General features: G+C 45.4%; 17 protein-coding genes and 1 tRNA gene. 5 read left to right on the plus strand and 13 right to left on the minus strand.

What is annotated here, in order from left to right:
- Positions 1–213 precede the first annotated feature (213 nt).
- A complete protein-coding gene (locus NC796_RS06750) occupies positions 214–1,314 on the plus strand; it encodes a hypothetical protein (protein ID WP_310683277.1) in 1,101 nt (366 codons plus the stop codon).
- Positions 1,315–1,321: 7 nt separating this feature from the next.
- On the opposite strand, the gene NC796_RS06755 is transcribed toward NC796_RS06750, so the two are convergent.
- Positions 1,322–2,005: a DUF2270 domain-containing protein gene (locus tag NC796_RS06755; RefSeq protein ID WP_310683280.1), complete on the minus strand. Its 684-nt coding sequence runs from the start codon at positions 2,003–2,005 to the stop codon at positions 1,322–1,324.
- A 365-nt stretch (positions 2,006–2,370) separates the two neighbouring features.
- Positions 2,371–2,685: a hypothetical protein gene (locus tag NC796_RS06760; RefSeq protein WP_310683282.1), complete on the minus strand. Its 315-nt coding sequence runs from the start codon at positions 2,683–2,685 to the stop codon at positions 2,371–2,373.
- A gap of 593 nt (positions 2,686–3,278) precedes the next feature.
- On the opposite strand from NC796_RS06760, the gene NC796_RS06765 reads away from it, so the two are divergent.
- Together NC796_RS06765 and NC796_RS06770 are read left to right on the plus strand one after the other, a co-directional pair.
- Entirely contained in the window at positions 3,279–4,637 is a 1,359-nt protein-coding gene (locus NC796_RS06765) for a hypothetical protein (protein ID WP_310683284.1), read from the plus strand.
- 8 nt (positions 4,638–4,645) lie between these two features.
- Complete coding sequence (locus NC796_RS06770; RefSeq protein WP_310683286.1) at positions 4,646–5,035, plus strand: DUF5666 domain-containing protein; 390 nt, start codon at positions 4,646–4,648, stop codon at positions 5,033–5,035.
- A 120-nt stretch (positions 5,036–5,155) separates the two neighbouring features.
- Here the strand turns inward: NC796_RS06770 and NC796_RS06775 are convergent, their stop codons facing one another.
- From NC796_RS06775 to truA, 3 genes are all read right to left on the minus strand, one after another.
- A complete protein-coding gene (locus NC796_RS06775; RefSeq protein ID WP_310683288.1) occupies positions 5,156–5,446 on the minus strand; it encodes a GYD domain-containing protein in 291 nt (96 codons plus the stop codon).
- A 270-nt stretch (positions 5,447–5,716) separates the two neighbouring features.
- Positions 5,717–5,788 (minus strand) — tRNA-Asn (locus NC796_RS06780).
- Between the two features lie 96 nt (positions 5,789–5,884).
- Positions 5,885–6,613: a tRNA pseudouridine(38-40) synthase TruA gene (gene truA, locus NC796_RS06785; protein WP_310683290.1), complete on the minus strand. Its 729-nt coding sequence runs from the start codon at positions 6,611–6,613 to the stop codon at positions 5,885–5,887.
- A gap of 201 nt (positions 6,614–6,814) precedes the next feature.
- Between truA and NC796_RS06790 the strand changes: the two genes are divergently transcribed.
- Positions 6,815–7,732 (plus strand): radical SAM protein, encoded by a 918-nt coding sequence (locus NC796_RS06790; RefSeq protein WP_310683291.1) that lies wholly within the window; start codon positions 6,815–6,817, stop codon positions 7,730–7,732.
- An 8-nt stretch (positions 7,733–7,740) separates the two neighbouring features.
- Here the strand turns inward: NC796_RS06790 and NC796_RS06795 are convergent, their stop codons facing one another.
- The 5 genes from NC796_RS06795 to ccsA all read right to left on the minus strand — a co-directional run bounded on the left by NC796_RS06795 (position 7,741) and on the right by ccsA (position 12,381).
- Positions 7,741–8,391 (minus strand): hypothetical protein, encoded by a 651-nt coding sequence (locus NC796_RS06795; RefSeq protein WP_310683293.1) that lies wholly within the window; start codon positions 8,389–8,391, stop codon positions 7,741–7,743.
- Positions 8,392–8,410: 19 nt separating this feature from the next.
- On the minus strand, positions 8,411–10,912 hold the full coding sequence (locus NC796_RS06800; protein ID WP_310683295.1) for a cytochrome c biogenesis protein CcsA: 2,502 nt from the start codon (positions 10,910–10,912) through the stop codon (positions 8,411–8,413).
- 131 nt (positions 10,913–11,043) lie between these two features.
- Positions 11,044–11,439 (minus strand): cytochrome c maturation protein CcmE, encoded by a 396-nt coding sequence (locus tag NC796_RS06805; protein ID WP_310683297.1) that lies wholly within the window; start codon positions 11,437–11,439, stop codon positions 11,044–11,046.
- A 4-nt stretch (positions 11,440–11,443) separates the two neighbouring features.
- Entirely contained in the window at positions 11,444–11,716 is a 273-nt protein-coding gene (locus NC796_RS06810; RefSeq protein WP_310683299.1) for a hypothetical protein, read from the minus strand.
- Entirely contained in the window at positions 11,713–12,381 is a 669-nt protein-coding gene (gene ccsA / locus NC796_RS06815) for a cytochrome c biogenesis protein CcsA (RefSeq protein ID WP_310683300.1), read from the minus strand. Before ccsA ends, NC796_RS06810 begins: the two co-directional genes overlap by 4 nt.
- 297 nt (positions 12,382–12,678) lie before the next feature.
- On the opposite strand from ccsA, the gene NC796_RS06820 reads away from it, so the two are divergent.
- Positions 12,679–13,206: a PH domain-containing protein gene (locus tag NC796_RS06820; protein ID WP_310683301.1), complete on the plus strand. Its 528-nt coding sequence runs from the start codon at positions 12,679–12,681 to the stop codon at positions 13,204–13,206.
- Between the two features lie 50 nt (positions 13,207–13,256).
- On the opposite strand, the gene NC796_RS06825 is transcribed toward NC796_RS06820, so the two are convergent.
- The 3 genes from NC796_RS06825 to xrtX form a co-directional block, all read right to left on the minus strand.
- On the minus strand, positions 13,257–14,288 hold the full coding sequence (locus tag NC796_RS06825; RefSeq protein ID WP_310683303.1) for a VWA domain-containing protein: 1,032 nt from the start codon (positions 14,286–14,288) through the stop codon (positions 13,257–13,259).
- Between the two features lie 165 nt (positions 14,289–14,453).
- A complete protein-coding gene (locus NC796_RS06830; protein ID WP_310683305.1) occupies positions 14,454–14,939 on the minus strand; it encodes a hypothetical protein in 486 nt (161 codons plus the stop codon).
- Positions 14,936–15,484 carry an exosortase X gene (gene xrtX, locus NC796_RS06835; protein ID WP_310683307.1) on the minus strand — a complete coding sequence of 183 codons (549 nt, stop codon included), beginning with the start codon at positions 15,482–15,484 and terminating at the stop codon, positions 14,936–14,938. Before xrtX ends, NC796_RS06830 begins: the two co-directional genes overlap by 4 nt.
- Positions 15,485–15,503 lie beyond the last annotated feature (19 nt).

Consider the following 15,503-nt stretch of genomic DNA (forward strand, 5'->3'; position numbering starts at 1 on the left):
ATTATTCTTCACCAACAGGTGTCAATGTAATCCCAGAATTATTTTTTTAAATATGAATGCAATGAGTTATCAAATCAAGAATGATATTCTTCTTTGGTAATACACTGCTTTTTATTACCTCAGACTAAATTTGCAGTTTTCACTAAGAGTAATAAATTAAATAAAAATAACATCTTAACTATGAATAAACCGTAATTTATAAACCATGTAACCATGCCGGAGACACCCTCAGAATTTGCATTTGAGTTCACTGACAGAGAGAATAAAAATTCAGAAATCTTTAAACTTCCCGCATGGCGGCCTTCCTTCAGGTCGGGGAGTAAACTTGACGGTGTTTCGGCAGTTCTTTTTGCAGTTGCCGCTCTTATTATTGCTTATGGAATTTTCCAGGGTAGCTCTAATGAATGGTCTACCGTTTCTGCCTGGATCTATATATTTGTAGGAGTAGCTACAGCGATTGCCACCCCGTTTCTCAGAACAACTTTTGTTCCCTATTTCACCTACGATATTCCAGCCCTGAATAATCCGCCAGAAGAGGAAGAACCAGTACCGGTTGAAAATGAGGAAGACAAACGCCAGGGAACCGTGCATCGCGGACGAACAGAAGTACCGCTTAACGGTGACGATAATACCCGGCCGTATATCTGGCTCTGGTTTGACGCGGCAGAAGGTAACGACTGTGGACGCATGGGGAATTACCGTTGGTATCAATTTGTGAATCTGCACTTTTACATCGATGACCGAAAAAAGAAGGTGACTACTCCGATTGAAGGTGCCACAGGTCTCGATTACCACTTTGACAAATGGAATCCGGACTACCACCCCGGAGAACTTCCGCCGGACGCTCCTGATTTTAGCCCCCCGAAACTGGGGCCCAAATCACCTGGTAAACCATTTAGGGACTATGACATACCGGGTACCCAAACAGGAGGTGGTACCTCGCGACTTACAGGTGTTCTCGACTCCCCCAACTTCTGCAATCGTGGAGACCAACAACAGGCTCCTATTGAACGTTTAGTTGGGCGATTTATACCCGATGAAGCCAAAGTCATAGAACAACCGGATCAACCTGGTGGAAGGCAGACAACTGCCAAGGTAAAAATTGAGGCACGCTCTTACCTGGTCTGTGTAAGGGGCGAACAGGTGGAATGTATAGGCTATGTATCTTGGACATATACCATTGAGGCTGATATCCGGTTGGTCTATAGAAATGTGGGTGTTGCCGGCGGACTTACCAAGCGGTGGGAGCTGGGTTCAGAGATCCTCAATTGTGAACTCGATCTTGATATTGGAAATTGGACCATGCCGTGTTAAAACCAGTCTACAAATTCGTAAGTTTAAACTTGCTTTTGCTGGCTGGATAAATAATTACTTCTTCTTTCCGTTTCTTGAGTGTCACAATGGCCCAAACCAATAACGTGCCATTAAAAAGGACACCTGTAAGAATAACAACCCATCCCGGAACCAGGTGAAAGATGCCGGCCCTCTCCCAAATTTCATGGATACTTTCAGCCGGTACGGGGTGAATCATAACTTTGGTAATCCAGCATCCAGCCAGTACAAAGAATATCCACCCGTAATTTCTACGCAGTCGTCGCCCAAACGCCTCAAAGAAGCTTATTTTAAACTGTGTATGCTGCATCTCCCTGCTCAACAACTCCCGCCAGCGTTTCTGCATGGGCTTGCGATCTGGACAAATTATGGGTGCATAGAAATTCTCAACCAGCAACGCTACACGCCAACGCCACAAGTCATAATATTTGTAGCGTCGCGATTCAATAATCAGGAAAAAGAACACAAAAATTGTTGCGAGTATTATTACCAGATGGGAGACTTCCTCGTTGCCAAACCCGAATGACAAAAAAGCGGCAGTTGTGATGATGGCCCAATTGGTTGTTACATCCAGCCGTCGCCGCCACGTATTCATGCGGTTCATTTCCCCACGAAAAAAATGAATGGTAGCTGAATGCTTGTCGGAACTTGATAACTCATTGAGATCAGGCATGCTCTACTCCTTTCCCCAAAATTCATATTATATGTATGTAGCGGAGCAGTTCCACATTCCATTATTAACCACTTTCAGCCATAATTACCAATAATTTTTTGAAACGTCTGCGGCAATTACAATCTCAAAGCGCAGGAATGCCCTAAATCACTTTTAAACGGACGGACAGAGGTTGTAAATCTCTTTTAAAAGGGTTTGGGGTGAACAGAAATGCTTTGTTGAGCACCCATCACCCCAAGCCGCCTGTCTGTAATATACTATTTAAATCTAATTAAGCCTTTACGTTCCCGATGCTACTTCAAGAAAATTTTGAACATAATCATCAGTTACGCCTTTATTTTGGGAATGTTAATATGATCTATGCCTCAACTTGCCAGTTCGAGTGATTTTGTTGGATACGGTACCAGCACTGTTTTCTCAAAATTATTTTCCTCGAGATGTGTCAGGGCCGTCTGGTAGTACCATATAAGCCACTTGACTGCAGATACCGGTTGCAGCGAGTGCATATACTCCAGATCGAGAGCTGAAACCTCCATATTATCAATTTCATGATTTTGTAAATATTTTGAGGTTTCTACCACATCGCCAACGAAATAGGAATGTCCTTCCTTTCTATTTGTGTCCCATACCGAAAATTGCAAGCTTTCCAGCTCTTTGTTCAAAATATGCGTCTTTCCCATACCTAGTCCTCCTAATTGCTGATTAATGATGATGTTTTGTCAATGCCTACGTTTTATAATTTTTACTCTTAAATGAATTATAATATCATGCTGAACCTTTTCAATCTCTATATCTCAACAGCAATTATTAGTCTATTAAATATTTTGGGAATTCCCATGTGAGGCGTCAACTGATGAGACTGTAGGGGGATCCCTTACAAAGAGCAGAAACCAATGGTAAAAACACCTAGCTATATTTGATTTTGAAACCATCAGTTTCGATACCAATAGCGGGAAAATCCTTCCGATTCTTTTTTATAGCTTTCGAGGGGATGGAATGCCAATGAATCAGCTCTCATTGACGATTAAATGAAGAATTTCAAGGAATAGTTCTCAGAATCCCAGCTAAATTCAATCTCACGTTCCAGAATCTGTTGGAATGTGGCTGTTACCTGGGCTGAGCTAACTTCTATTTGCAAGATAAAGGGCGCCTTTAGTAAAACACCAAACCACTGTTTATTATTAACTTATACCAAACATTTATGGACAAGTAATCTTTTTTTAAGTAATCTTAAGACGAGTCGTTACTGGAGTTTTTAAAACAGGATTACGGTATGCGGTTTTTGATAATTTCACCTATCATCATTGTATTTGTCCAGGTTTGTTCTCCGAAAATAGATCCACCGGATCCAAGAGATCCAATGATTGCCCAAGGGAGAGAAATCTTCTTTAATGAAACGTTTAATGGAAACGGCCGAACCTGCGGAACCTGTCACCCTGCCGAAAATAATTTTACACTGGACCCCACTTTTATCAGGGGCCTGCCGGACGATGACCCGTTGTTCGTGGCAGAGAACAATCCCGATCTGGCTGAAAATTTTGAAAATCCCATATTGATGGAACAACACAGCCTGATCATGGAAAACCTGGATGGATTTGACAACCTGCCGGAAAAATTCACAATGCGGGGGATTCCCCACCTGCTTGGACTCACGCATTCTGTGAGCAGCGGACAGGGGCCGAGGACCGGCTGGTCGGGCGACGGGGCTCCGGGTGATCTCTCCCTGCGATCGTTTGCGACCGGTGCCGTCATCCAGCACTTTACCAAAACCACCAACCGTATTCCCGGCGTCGACTTTCGCCTCCCGACGGAGGAAGAGCTCGACGCGCTTGAAGCATTTCAATTATCCCTTGGGAGGCAGGAGGAGCTGGTGTTGCCCCTGCCATTAAAAAATGAGGCAGCGGCACGAGGACAGACCATATTCACCGATCCCGCCTCCGGCAAATGCTTTGCGTGTCACTTTAATGCCGGAGCCAACGCCGCACCCGCACTCTTCGGAGAAGGAGCCGGCAATCTCAACTTCAATACCGGTGTGGAGGATCTTCCAGACAAACCCGCCGACTTTACCGGTGAACTTATACCGCGTGATGATGGATTCGGCATTCCCGGCAATGGGGAGTTTAATACTCCCTCACTCGTGGAAGCCGCCGATACGCCCCCGTTCTTCCATAATAATTCAGTGGAAACACTCGAAGGATCGATAGCTTTCTACAATGGAGCTGCGTTCAACAATTCTCCGGCTGGTCAACTCGTTCAAGGTGCTACAGGGAGCGGGATAAACTTGGATGCGACGCAGGTTGAGGCGGTCGCCGATTTCCTGCGCGTAATTAATACACTGGATAATATCGCACAGGCTCGCGACTTGTTACTCTCCTATGCCGACAGAGATTTTCTCGGCAATGTGGAGTATACCAGGCTTCTCAACCAGTCACTTGAAGAGATTGACGATTGTATCATGGTTTTAAGAAGCGGAGGGCTGCATCCCAAAGCGGTGCAATACCTGGAAGAGGCCCGCAACGCAACACTGGAGGCGATCGACGCTCATAATTACGAACGAAAGCGGGAAACGTCCAGAACCGCGGCCCAGGTACTTGACAGCACACGAAATGAACTTATAGAACTTAATCCGTGAGTCGAGTGATGAATAAATTAGCCACAGTAACCGGATGTCTCCTGATATTATTAACTGCCGGAGAGGTGCATACCGCTGCAGCCCAAAAAGCGACTGAAATCTATATCCCTGTAGGTCAGTCCCCGGGACTTGCCGGGTACACCCAAATAGGTACTGTAACCTCTCTGGATATGTCTGAAGGCACGCTAACATTGACGGACACTCTTGAGCAGGTACACACAGCCCGACTATCTGATTCAACCAGCATATGGCTGGACAGAAGCCTGATTAAGCAGCAAAACATGGTGGTTTCAGTAAACGATATCGAGGAGGGACAACGTGTCGAAGTCAAATACTATCTCGCCCCTGACTCTACCTACCTGGCGGTGGCCGAATGGATTAAGATCCAGGTCAGGTAGTCTAATTAAGTGAAATAATTGGGTTATAGTGTAATTTCTGCATTTCTACACATTCCCAAATTGAAGCTAAAAAGAAAAGACTATACATCCCCACTTCAGAAGTAAAGTCAGGGAATAGCTTTATTTCAAAATATTTAAGAAGTCATCCCATTTGGAAGCTGCAAATGTTTCGGTATTTGAATGCCCATAAATCCGAATAATCATAGCAGCCTTTTCAACCTCTTCTTGATTATTGGACTCTAAAATATCCAAAATGTCATAAGACCCCATAAGCACATAACTTTGTTTCCATGTGACATTTGGACATTCTTCTTTGATCTTTTCTTTTACCGTGGATGCCCGCTTGGTAAAATCACTTGGTTCATCGAGTGTTTCGATGTTCATAGTGCTGAGTATTATATAAGTAGCCATATCTTCTCCCAATTTTGAGATTATAATTTTACTTATCTCATATTACCCAAACTGTTCTCTTCTCTGTTAGACTTATACCAATTTAATATAATCAAATCGATATTAATGCCCTATGTTATTGTTTATTCTGTACTTGTCTTTTTGTTAAACTCATAATCATTGTAAAAAATGGAGAACTTAAAAAATGGGGAATAATCTGCTGGGTTGGAGTGTGTTTCCAACAAAAAAGGACTGACCAGCTTTAGCTAATCAGTCCTTCTGTCTTTCCAGCTCCCCGGGTAGGATTCGAACCTACGACCCAGCGGTTAACAGCCGCTTGCTCTGCCACTGAGCTACCGAGGAATGTGGCAGTCAAAATCAAAATGTTTCAACCGTTTCAAAGAGAGCACAAATATAATGTATTGAAGCAACTCATGTCAAGACGAATTTGAAACTTTTTTAGTACCCCACTTTCTCCAGTATCAACCCCTTAGCCTGGGCCCCGTGTCCGCCCTCTTTGTCAGTAGGATTCTTTAGTATATCCAAAAACTCATCCACACTTTTGCGACCTTTCCCAACCTGGATCATCGTGCCCACCAAGCGTCGTACAAGATGCCTGAGGAAACGATTGGCCTGGATATGGTAAATGATCATATGCTGTCGTACTTCAAATTCTGAGAACATAATATCGCATTTTGTCCGCTCTTGCTCTGGCCCAGATTTGGTAAAACTCTCAAAATCATGAATCCCAAGGATTGACTCTGCACATGCTAGCATAGCCTCCAGATCCAGTTCGTTAAGAACCATTTGTGCTTGCCGGTGTAAAAGAGGGCTTGGCCGGGTAACTATTTGGAAGCGATAGCGTCGGCTTTTTGCATCGAACCGTGCATGAAAATCATCACGTACTTGCTCCAGGGAGTATACCGATATATCCTTTGGCAACACGCCGAGCAGGGCATATGTAATTCGGTGGGAGTCAAGCTCTCCCGGGTAATCGAAATGAGCGACCTGTGCCTCCGCATGGACTCCACTGTCGGTACGCCCCTGCCCTTTTATATCGATCGGTTCTCGTAGAATCGTCGATAGTGCATCCTCAATCTCACCCTCAACTGTCGGGCCCTCGGGCTGTCGCTGCCAGCCGTAATAGTCGGTCCCGTCATACTCGACAAGAATCTTATATCGTGGCATAAATTTTAAAGATACTTATTGATTAGGGATTTGTTGATTTGGCACACTTTTTCACCATATTTATTTGACTAAAATGATGCTGGAAAATACAATGAAAAGAATCACAAGAAAATCTGGAATCAAAAGTGTAATAAATATAACCTGAGTTCAACAATGAGATAGCCCACTCTCCCTTGCGGGGACACGACATAGCAAATCACCATGCCAAAGGAAATTGAAGTAACTTCGATCCTCAACAAAAAGAAAAAACGAGACGACTGGTTCCTGGATGACTATACCATCAATCTTTATAGTAGCTGTTCCTTCAATTGTTTGTATTGCTACATCCGCGGAAGTAAATATGGGGAGAATCTTGAAAAAAGTCTGTCAGTTAAAACCAATGCGATTGAATTGCTGGACAAACAATTGGCTAATCGTGCAAAGAAAAATCAGTATGGCATAATTGTAGTTTCATCGGCCACGGATCCCTATCTACGGGTGGATAAAGATTACGAAATGACCCGGAAGGCGTTGCAAGTCATCCTAAAACATAGATTCCCGGTGCATATCATCACAAAATCGGATTTAGTCGAAAGGGATTTTGACCTGCTTCACCAGATCGATGAATCGGCCGTCATACCTCCTGGTTTAGAAAACAAGCTGAAACGAGGTGCCATTATCTCCTTTTCATTTTCAACGGTAAAGGATGAAATTGCAAAAATATTTGAACCAGGTGCCACCAGGCCCTCCGACCGATTGCAAGTGGTGGATAAAGTTTTAAACGAGGGTTTCCTCTCCGGGATCAGCATGATGCCACTTCTACCGTTTATTACCGATACTACGGAACACCTTCACCTTATGTATTCTACCTTCAAGGAAAGAGAGGTAGCCTATCTTTTACCGGCAACAATTACGTTGTTTGGGAACGGCCCTGCAGACAGCAAAACATTGATGTTGAAAGCGATACGAAAACACTATCCAGAATTGGAAGAAAAGTATATCGGCTATTTTAAGAATGGATCCCAGATGCCCCGTTATTACCGAAACGCCTTTTACAAAAAAATGAGGGAGCTCTCAGCTGAGTATGATATCCCCGATCGTATTCTTGATGCCAAAAATTCCAAAAGAAATTCCAAGTAGAATCGCCTTTAAAAACGGATAGAAAGGTGTCCGACAATCCCGCTCATTCCCTGATAAGGAGTGAAATGCACTGAAGCAGTGCCACCACTACCTTGTTTCCTGGCCCTGTTATAGGCACTGATGGCGCTCACAACACGGTTCACAACCATAAGAGAGAGCAAAGCCGGCAGTTGCTGATCGATTGTCTCAAACCGCTCCCGCAGGTCCCGGTATTTATTGCGGTTATCAATGCCAGTCCAGCTCCAACGATTTTCAGGGATATCATCATACAACAGGTTCCAGTTTCTGCTGCGCTCCTGGTAGTCGTTGTATGCCTGCAGGCTCTCAAAATTGCCCACAGCCAGCCTGAAATTGCGTTCCCGTCCCTCAACGTCTACCCCAGCCTCAGAACGGGCGTAGGTGTACCAATTTTGTTGTAGATTATTGGAATGAATTCTCAATCCAACGTAGGAGAGTACCAGGCCTGCCTCAGCCGCAAGATGAAATTGCCCCCTTGTCCAATCAGATTTATCTACATAATGATGTCCCCAGCCCGGCATCGCCAGCGACTTTAAGAATGCAATTTTGGGGTCAGGGCTATTAGTTCCCGGCGAGGTGTCCTGTGAATAGCCGCTGCCGGAAATTATGAAGAGAAGTATCAGCAGCAGCGTCATTCTCATTGGGATACAAACCTAATTACTATGATTTCTTTCGTTCTCGGTCCCAGTGCCGGAAAATAGATACGCTGAAGCCGAACATAAGAACAAATGTACCGAGCCAGACCACCGATACAAACGGTTTTTCCTCGGCCACGATCAGAACCCATTCCTCTTTGGGCTGTCCTTCAATGCCGTGCACTTTCAACTCAATCTTCCCGGTCGCCGGATCAACGCTGGTAAACTGCACGAACAAGTCCTTACCGGGTAACTGCACAGGCGGGGCATACGTCCAGCTCTTTCCCTCTTTTTTGTAGATCGCAAACAGTGGATTCAGGGTGTCCCTGACGCCGGTGGCACGATGCGTAAAATCGAGGTTGGCCCGAACGGCAATGATAGTGCTGTCGGGCAATGACTCCTTATCAGCAGGACGGTAATCGGAAAAATTGAGCTGATATCCACCCAACTGCATGGACTCACCGCGCCCCAGACTTATGGTTTGCACCTCCAGGGAATCCTTGGTTTGTTCTGTGGCAGATGCCGGCTGCATGGTTGAATTTTCTGGGCTGTTTCCTTTTACCTGCTCGTTCTTCTGTTCCACATATGAGCTGCCTGCAACATAGAGATAGATGTCACTCATCAAGGAAGTATACACATCCGGATCTACAGACCACTCGATACGGTTTGCAGAAGAGCTCGCCAGCATCGGGTAGACTTCGGGATAAAGTGTAAACTGCTGACCATTGCCATCTACCGGCTCAAATTTAATTTCATACTGCTGCTGGCCGGGGCGCTCCTGGTTGGCCAGCGTATAGCCTTCGTAGGTTACCTTATACTTCCCGTTCACCACTTTGGGCTGATTTAGTTTTAACTCCAGGAAGTTTACTGGTTGCCGTACCGGCACGCCCTGGTCGTCCGTGACCTTGCCCTCGGCAATCGCTTCATTGTAGTTGTGGGTGGACAGATCAAGCAGGTTCCCGTTGTATGCTGAGGAAGCCAAAATTCCCAGCAGCAGCATACCGAAACCTACGTGTGTCAACGAGCCACCAATTACTTTGGGATTTTTCATCATGAGGCGGACCATTATGAAACCGTTGCCGATTAGCGCAAACCATCCCGCCAGAATATAGAGCAGGTAATAAAAATTACGCACGTTTCCAAGCATCATGGTTGCCAGGGTTAACACACAGGTGATAACTACCGGCCAAGTAAGATCACGTGCCAGGGATTCCGCATCCTGGCGTTTCCAGAAAAGGTGCTGCCCAAGAACTGTCATAAAAGCAGCTAGTATCGCCAACGGCATCGTCCACTCGTTATAAAAGCTGATCTCCGGCGGTGTGGGATTTGCCTCAAAGAGTCGTCCAATTATGGGTGAACTGGTTCCTAAAATGATGACGAGCCCGAGCAGGAAGAGAACCATTGCGCCGGCAAAAGTCATAAATTCGCGACTCAAGAACTTTGATTCACTATTCTGCTTTGGTAGATCTTTGTATCGATAGATCAGTAATCCTACACCGACTGCCGTAACCACAAACATAAACGCAAGCAGCTGATTGTAGAGCCCCAAATCTACAAAGCTGTGTACCGATGAGTCGGCCAGTATACCGGAACGGGTCAGGAACGTCTCGTAGACAATGGCCACATAAGCCAGGATAGCAAAAATGATGGAGGCTTTTTGCGATGTCGAACTCTTTTTCTGTATCACCATGGTGTGGATGCCCGCCGTACCGATCAGCCAGGGAACAAAGGAGGCGTTCTCAACCGGATCCCACGCCCAGTAGCCACCGAAAGACAGCGTGACATATGCCCAATATCCACCGAGGAAAATTGCCGTGAGCAAAGCAACGTTGGCGCCCAGTGTCCATGGCAGCGCCGGGTGAATCCATTCATTGTATTTCTCTTTCCAGAGAGCGGCCATTGCAAAGCAGTATGGAATTGTCATCATGGCAAAGCCCAGGAACAGGATCGGCGGGTGAATCATCATCCATGGACTTTTAAGCAGGTCATTAAGTCCCTTGCCGTCAGAGGGAATAAAATCGGGATTTGCCTGGATAAACGGAGCATTGGGCATCTCCTCGGCCAGGGTTCGGAACGGGGAGGCGCCGAGTTGAATATCACCAATCGGTATGCCGACAATCATTGAGATGAGGAAAATCTGGGTGACCGTGAGAAAGAACAGTACGGGGCCCCGGTATGGTTTCCGGGTCCATTTCATCAGTCCCAGCCCGATAAAAAAGGAAAACAGGATCCATACCATAAAACTACCCTCTTGTCCCCCCCAAAATGCGGAAACAAGGTATCTCAGCTGAAGGTCACTGCTGGTATAGTTGTAAACGTAATAGTACTGAAACTGGTGATTTAAAATAAGGTATATCAGCAGACCCGAAGCCGCTACAATAAGGAGTCCTTTAATCCCAAAAAGCAAGTTGGAAATTCGATAATATCGGTTATCGTCTTGGCTTGAATACAAAAAATAACCAATGCCAGCCAAAATACTGGTGGCAAAAGCGGCATAGATTAAAATTTTACCTGCTATTCCTATCATGAAGTATTGAAGGAGTGTTTGATGAAATCACAAATGACAAATAAAAAGGCTAAACGAAGCTACCGGCTTCATCACCTAATCTTCATTCGTAAAGAACGTTGTGATCTGATATAATTTAATTGTTTTGATCATTATCCGGCCTTGGCCTGTTCAAACTGGGAGGCATCCACGTTGTTATACTTGGAGGGACATTTCATCAGCATATCATTGGCATAAAAAACGCCGTCTTCCATCTCCCCTATCACTACCAGCTGGTCGGCCTGCTCAAAATTGTTGGGTTTCGGCTTGGGATACACAACCCGGCGGACATTCCCGTCCTGGTCTTCCATAAAGAAGGAGAACCGTTTGCTCTCCATTGAAAAGCCGTAGTCTTTGGTATTATCCCATTTTCCTACAACATGGGCACCGTTCATACCTTCGGCCTGTTCAAAGTTTACATATGTGCTGATGCTGTTGCCAAAATTGTACATCAAAAGAGAGGTAAATCCTACTATGGCAATAATTCCGATTATTACTTTGGGTTTCATGTGCTTACTTTGTGTTTTGTTGCGTTACCTGGTCTTCCAGTTTGCTGACCTTCTTGTCTACTCGAATAATGAAAAATAACAATATAAACCAAATAATGAGACTTACGCCCAGTACAATAAAAATCAGGTCATAAGAAGCTGCCGCCTGTATCAGTGGGCTGGCATCTTCCATACCACTAGCGGCTTGCCATTTCTGAGAATAAGTCTGCGTGAGCGTATCGACTTTGCCAACGCCTGAAAGCGTATCTTCTTGTACCTGGACCCAAAAGTTTCTCATATAGATGTTTCTTCAATCTGAAATTTAACTTTTTTGTACCGATTGAGTATTTCAATCAACCAAATGGACAGCCCAATAAATCCAATAATTGCAGGATAAAATATATAACGCAGTTCGGGCGCCGTAATTTCACTAAATGCCGGGTTTCCTTCAGCCCCGGGATGCAGGCTCGGCAGCTGCCGTGGCACGATATACAACAAAAACGGGATCGTAGTGGCAGCAAATACATTGTAGACCGCAGAAAGCTTGGCGCGTTTTTCAGGGTTGTCAAAAGCAGTGCGCAAAACGAAATAAGCCACGTAGATCATCATCGCCAGTGCAGAAAGATTCATGCGGGGTTCGGCAAACGTCCACCACGTGCCCCACGTGAACCGCGCCCAGAGCGAACCCGTAATCAGCCCGCAAATTCCGAATAAGAGTCCCACCTGCGTGGCAGACTCAGCCTTGCGGTCCAGTTCCATCGACTGATTGTTTAGATACCGGATACTGTAGACCAGCCCCGCGCCAAAACAAACGGCCATGGTGAACCACATCGGTACGTGCAAAAACAGGTTGCGTGCCGACTCTTTGAGGATCGGGATGTCGGGAATCGGTAGCAGAAATCCTACCACCAGAACGCAGGTCATCCAGATGGCCACGGCATATTTCCAGGGTTTGAGCCTCATTCGTTAGAAGGTGTTAGATATTATTATGAGTGTTGCTGACACTGACCAAATTAAGGTGAATACTTCGGTTTGTTTGTGTATTTCGTATTGCATAGTGGTCCTCATTTGCCTCATAAGAAATGGAACCAGAGCCACTCAGCCAAATCATTTATATTTATTTACAAAGGCCGATTAATATACGAAACTAAAACGGGAAAATTGAACGGTATCGGCTTTTGTTTTGCTAAATTTTACCTATGTTATTAGATACGAAATTTACTTAAAAATTAACCTCCAACACCTTCAGTATCACCTCCCATGGCAGAAGAAAGTGCGGAAAAGAAGATCACCCTATCACCCAGCTGGAAACAGTATTTTATCCGCTACCTGTTATCAGTTCTGGCGGTGCCTCTGTTCGGGATTGGTCTGGTTGCGCTTTATTTTGTCAGGAGGAAACAAACCAGCAGCCATTACATTATCACAGATACGCAAATCTCTTCTGTGGATTCCAGGTATCACCGGAACCTGGACTTGGTGAACATTGAGGAAGTGACTGTGCAACAGAGCTGGATCAACAAAAAGCTGGGGGTTGGGACGATTGTGCTGAAAACTTCGGCTGTCTCCATGGAATTGATCGGGATGGAGCGACCACATCAGCTGAAGGAGACCATTCAGAAAGCCGTTGCCATTCAGAAAAAACAGCAGGAGAAGAAGAGAGTGCGGAAAACACCGGATCCCAAATACAAACCTGGATCAATGGAGAAAATGGATTATCTGACCGGGCTTTGGCAGCAGGGACTACTTTCAGATGAAGATTTTAAGAATGAGAAAAAGAATTTCGAGTAGAGCTGTAAGATGTGCGACGCACTTTGGAAGTGCGTCGCACATGGTCCATATCAGCTCTTAGATTCTTTGCGATATTTCGGAAGTAACAGTGAAATAAAAATAAATCCGAGTGCAATACCAGCCATCAATTGATACTGGTTTTTAAAGTCGGCATATTCCTGGCTGGCGAATTCTCCCTGCTCCAACTCATCAATGCGTCCAAGGAATGAATCGATGCCATCGCTACCGGACTCAATAGAGTAATACTCCCCTTCTCCCTGATTCGCGATATCCCTGAGGGTCTCGGGCTGCAGCCGTGTGGTGACCAGCTTGCCACTCTGATCACGTTTATATCCAATCAACGAACCGGTATCGGAATTGTATTGCGGAATGGTGGACCCTGACCGAGTACCAATTCCCAGCGTGTAAACAGAGATGTTATTTTCAACCAGTGAATTCAAGGCATCAGAGTATCCTGCCCCGTGATTTTCACCATCTGAAATAATCAGCATCACTTTGGCGGCATTCGACTGGTTTTGCTCTTCATCCAGGGAATCAAATGCCCGCAGGGCAACATCCATGGGCGCACTGAAATCGGTGGAGGAGCTGGGCATCTGGTCGGTTTCTGCAATATTCAAAAACAGCCGGAGCGCAGAATAATCCAGCGTCATGGGAGACTGAAGATAGGCGTCCCCGGTAAAAACGATAAGTCCCACGCGGTCTCCTTTCAATCGCTCAATGAGCCGTGTAATCTCATATTTTGCCTTTTCCAGGCGACTCGGCTTCACATCCTCGGCGTTCATGCTGTCGGAAAGGTCCAGCGCTATCAATAGGTCTACCCCCTGACGTTTAACTTCTCGCACTTGGGTGCCCACCTTGGGTCCTGCAATGGCAAGCACAAGGAAAGACAACCCCACCAGCAAGGTTACGGTTTTCAGGCGGTCGCCCGTTCGCCAAAACCCGATGCGCAGGCTTTCAAAAAGATCATCCGAAAAAAATTGCTTTCTTTTCTCCCTCAATCGCTGGAAATACCACCAAAGTCCACCCGCAAGCAGGGGAATTACCAATAAAAGCCACAAGAAATAAGCATCCTGCCAGATCATATTTTTCTACAAGACTAGTTTTCTATTAAATTGACCACAGATTTCATAACGATGCCTAAGATAAAATATTAGCAGGGGAAATCCGAAGTTGTTGAATGGAGGCTAGAGATTGGAAGTTAGAGGTTGGAAGGTGGTAATTTTGAAAATTTAACAATCCGGAAAATCTCATGTTAGCGAACTGTTCTTTTTGAGGTATATCAGCCAGGGGATGTATGCCATGGAGAAAACCGGTACCAAGTACGTAATGATGAGATCTGCTCCCCAGAAACCGAAAAAATACCCATGAAATCCCGGAATCAGGAGTAGTAAAACCAAAATGAAGCTAAGAATATGAAAGCCCAACAGGTATAGATAAAAACGTATCTCCCTGGTTAAAAAAACCATTGATACCAGTGCGAGAAGAAAGAAAAAACCCGTCGGTGGGCGGTATTTCAGCACCTGTTGTTTCTGACTATCAACCCAACTGATATCGAAGCTTACGCCCCGGGCTTCACGATCAATATGCACATTGGGATTTGATTCCGTAAGCAGGTATTCAGCGAAAGGCTTCCCAATATGCTGTGTTGTGGCGACCCGCACCGGCCTCCAAACAAAGAAATAGATCAGGACTAATAGGATAGTAATCGCAATTTTTCCTGCTGTCCTCTTCATTCAGAGTCAGTCTCTTTAGCATCCCCGATATTTGCCCACACAATCCATAGGACAAAGATAACCATGTAAAAAATAGCAGTGGTAGAATAGTCATGCGTGAAATCGAACAATTCCGGCCAGTAAACCTGGGTAATGGCGAGTGTAGCTATGCGCACCAGATTGACGAGGTAGATAACTCCGATTCCGATCACGATAAAACTAATTCGCGGAATCCAGCGGCCCGGGTAGGCAATGATAAAGCCAATAAACAGTCCGATAGCTGAAATGCCGGTGCAGCCATCGACAAGAAGGATGCCGGGGGCTTCTCCCACTCCGATGACACGACCTGCAGTATACACATCGTAATTAAACATTTGCAAGATGCCCGCAGTAGTGTCAACAATGTTCACTGCCACCCACGCGTCCAGCGAGCCATCGGGGAGCAGCCACATCTCATAAATTAAATACCAAATGATATAGATGACCAACACTTTCAGAACGAACTTTACGGGCTCGGAGTCAAGTGAATGGCGGATTTTACTAGTAATTGTGGGGGCTTCGTCCATAATCTTTTCTAGAGTGGCG

Source organism: Aliifodinibius sp. S!AR15-10 (genome assembly GCF_031569985.1).
In the GTDB taxonomy this organism is placed as follows: Bacteria; Bacteroidota; Rhodothermia; order Balneolales; family Balneolaceae; genus JAMQKA01.

Excerpts from the sequence above, each read along its gene's own strand:
- NC796_RS06750 (WP_310683277.1), top strand. The coding sequence starts at position 214 with ATGCCGGAGACACCCTCAGAATTTGCATTTGAGTTCACTGACAGAGAG.
- NC796_RS06755 (WP_310683280.1), bottom strand. The coding sequence starts at position 2,005 with ATGCCTGATCTCAATGAGTTATCAAGTTCCGACAAGCATTCAGCTACC.
- NC796_RS06760 (WP_310683282.1), bottom strand. The coding sequence starts at position 2,685 with ATGGGAAAGACGCATATTTTGAACAAAGAGCTGGAAAGCTTGCAATTT.
- NC796_RS06765 (WP_310683284.1), top strand. The coding sequence starts at position 3,279 with ATGCGGTTTTTGATAATTTCACCTATCATCATTGTATTTGTCCAGGTT.
- NC796_RS06770 (WP_310683286.1), top strand. The coding sequence starts at position 4,646 with ATGAATAAATTAGCCACAGTAACCGGATGTCTCCTGATATTATTAACT.
- NC796_RS06775 (WP_310683288.1), bottom strand. The coding sequence starts at position 5,446 with ATGGCTACTTATATAATACTCAGCACTATGAACATCGAAACACTCGAT.
- truA (WP_310683290.1), bottom strand. The coding sequence starts at position 6,613 with ATGCCACGATATAAGATTCTTGTCGAGTATGACGGGACCGACTATTAC.
- NC796_RS06790 (WP_310683291.1), top strand. The coding sequence starts at position 6,815 with ATGCCAAAGGAAATTGAAGTAACTTCGATCCTCAACAAAAAGAAAAAA.
- NC796_RS06795 (WP_310683293.1), bottom strand. The coding sequence starts at position 8,391 with ATGAGAATGACGCTGCTGCTGATACTTCTCTTCATAATTTCCGGCAGC.
- NC796_RS06800 (WP_310683295.1), bottom strand. The coding sequence starts at position 10,912 with ATGATAGGAATAGCAGGTAAAATTTTAATCTATGCCGCTTTTGCCACC.
- NC796_RS06805 (WP_310683297.1), bottom strand. The coding sequence starts at position 11,439 with ATGAAACCCAAAGTAATAATCGGAATTATTGCCATAGTAGGATTTACC.
- NC796_RS06810 (WP_310683299.1), bottom strand. The coding sequence starts at position 11,716 with ATGAGAAACTTTTGGGTCCAGGTACAAGAAGATACGCTTTCAGGCGTT.
- ccsA (WP_310683300.1), bottom strand. The coding sequence starts at position 12,381 with ATGAGGCTCAAACCCTGGAAATATGCCGTGGCCATCTGGATGACCTGC.
- NC796_RS06820 (WP_310683301.1), top strand. The coding sequence starts at position 12,679 with ATGGCAGAAGAAAGTGCGGAAAAGAAGATCACCCTATCACCCAGCTGG.
- NC796_RS06825 (WP_310683303.1), bottom strand. The coding sequence starts at position 14,288 with ATGATCTGGCAGGATGCTTATTTCTTGTGGCTTTTATTGGTAATTCCC.
- NC796_RS06830 (WP_310683305.1), bottom strand. The coding sequence starts at position 14,939 with ATGAAGAGGACAGCAGGAAAAATTGCGATTACTATCCTATTAGTCCTG.
- xrtX (WP_310683307.1), bottom strand. The coding sequence starts at position 15,484 with ATGGACGAAGCCCCCACAATTACTAGTAAAATCCGCCATTCACTTGAC.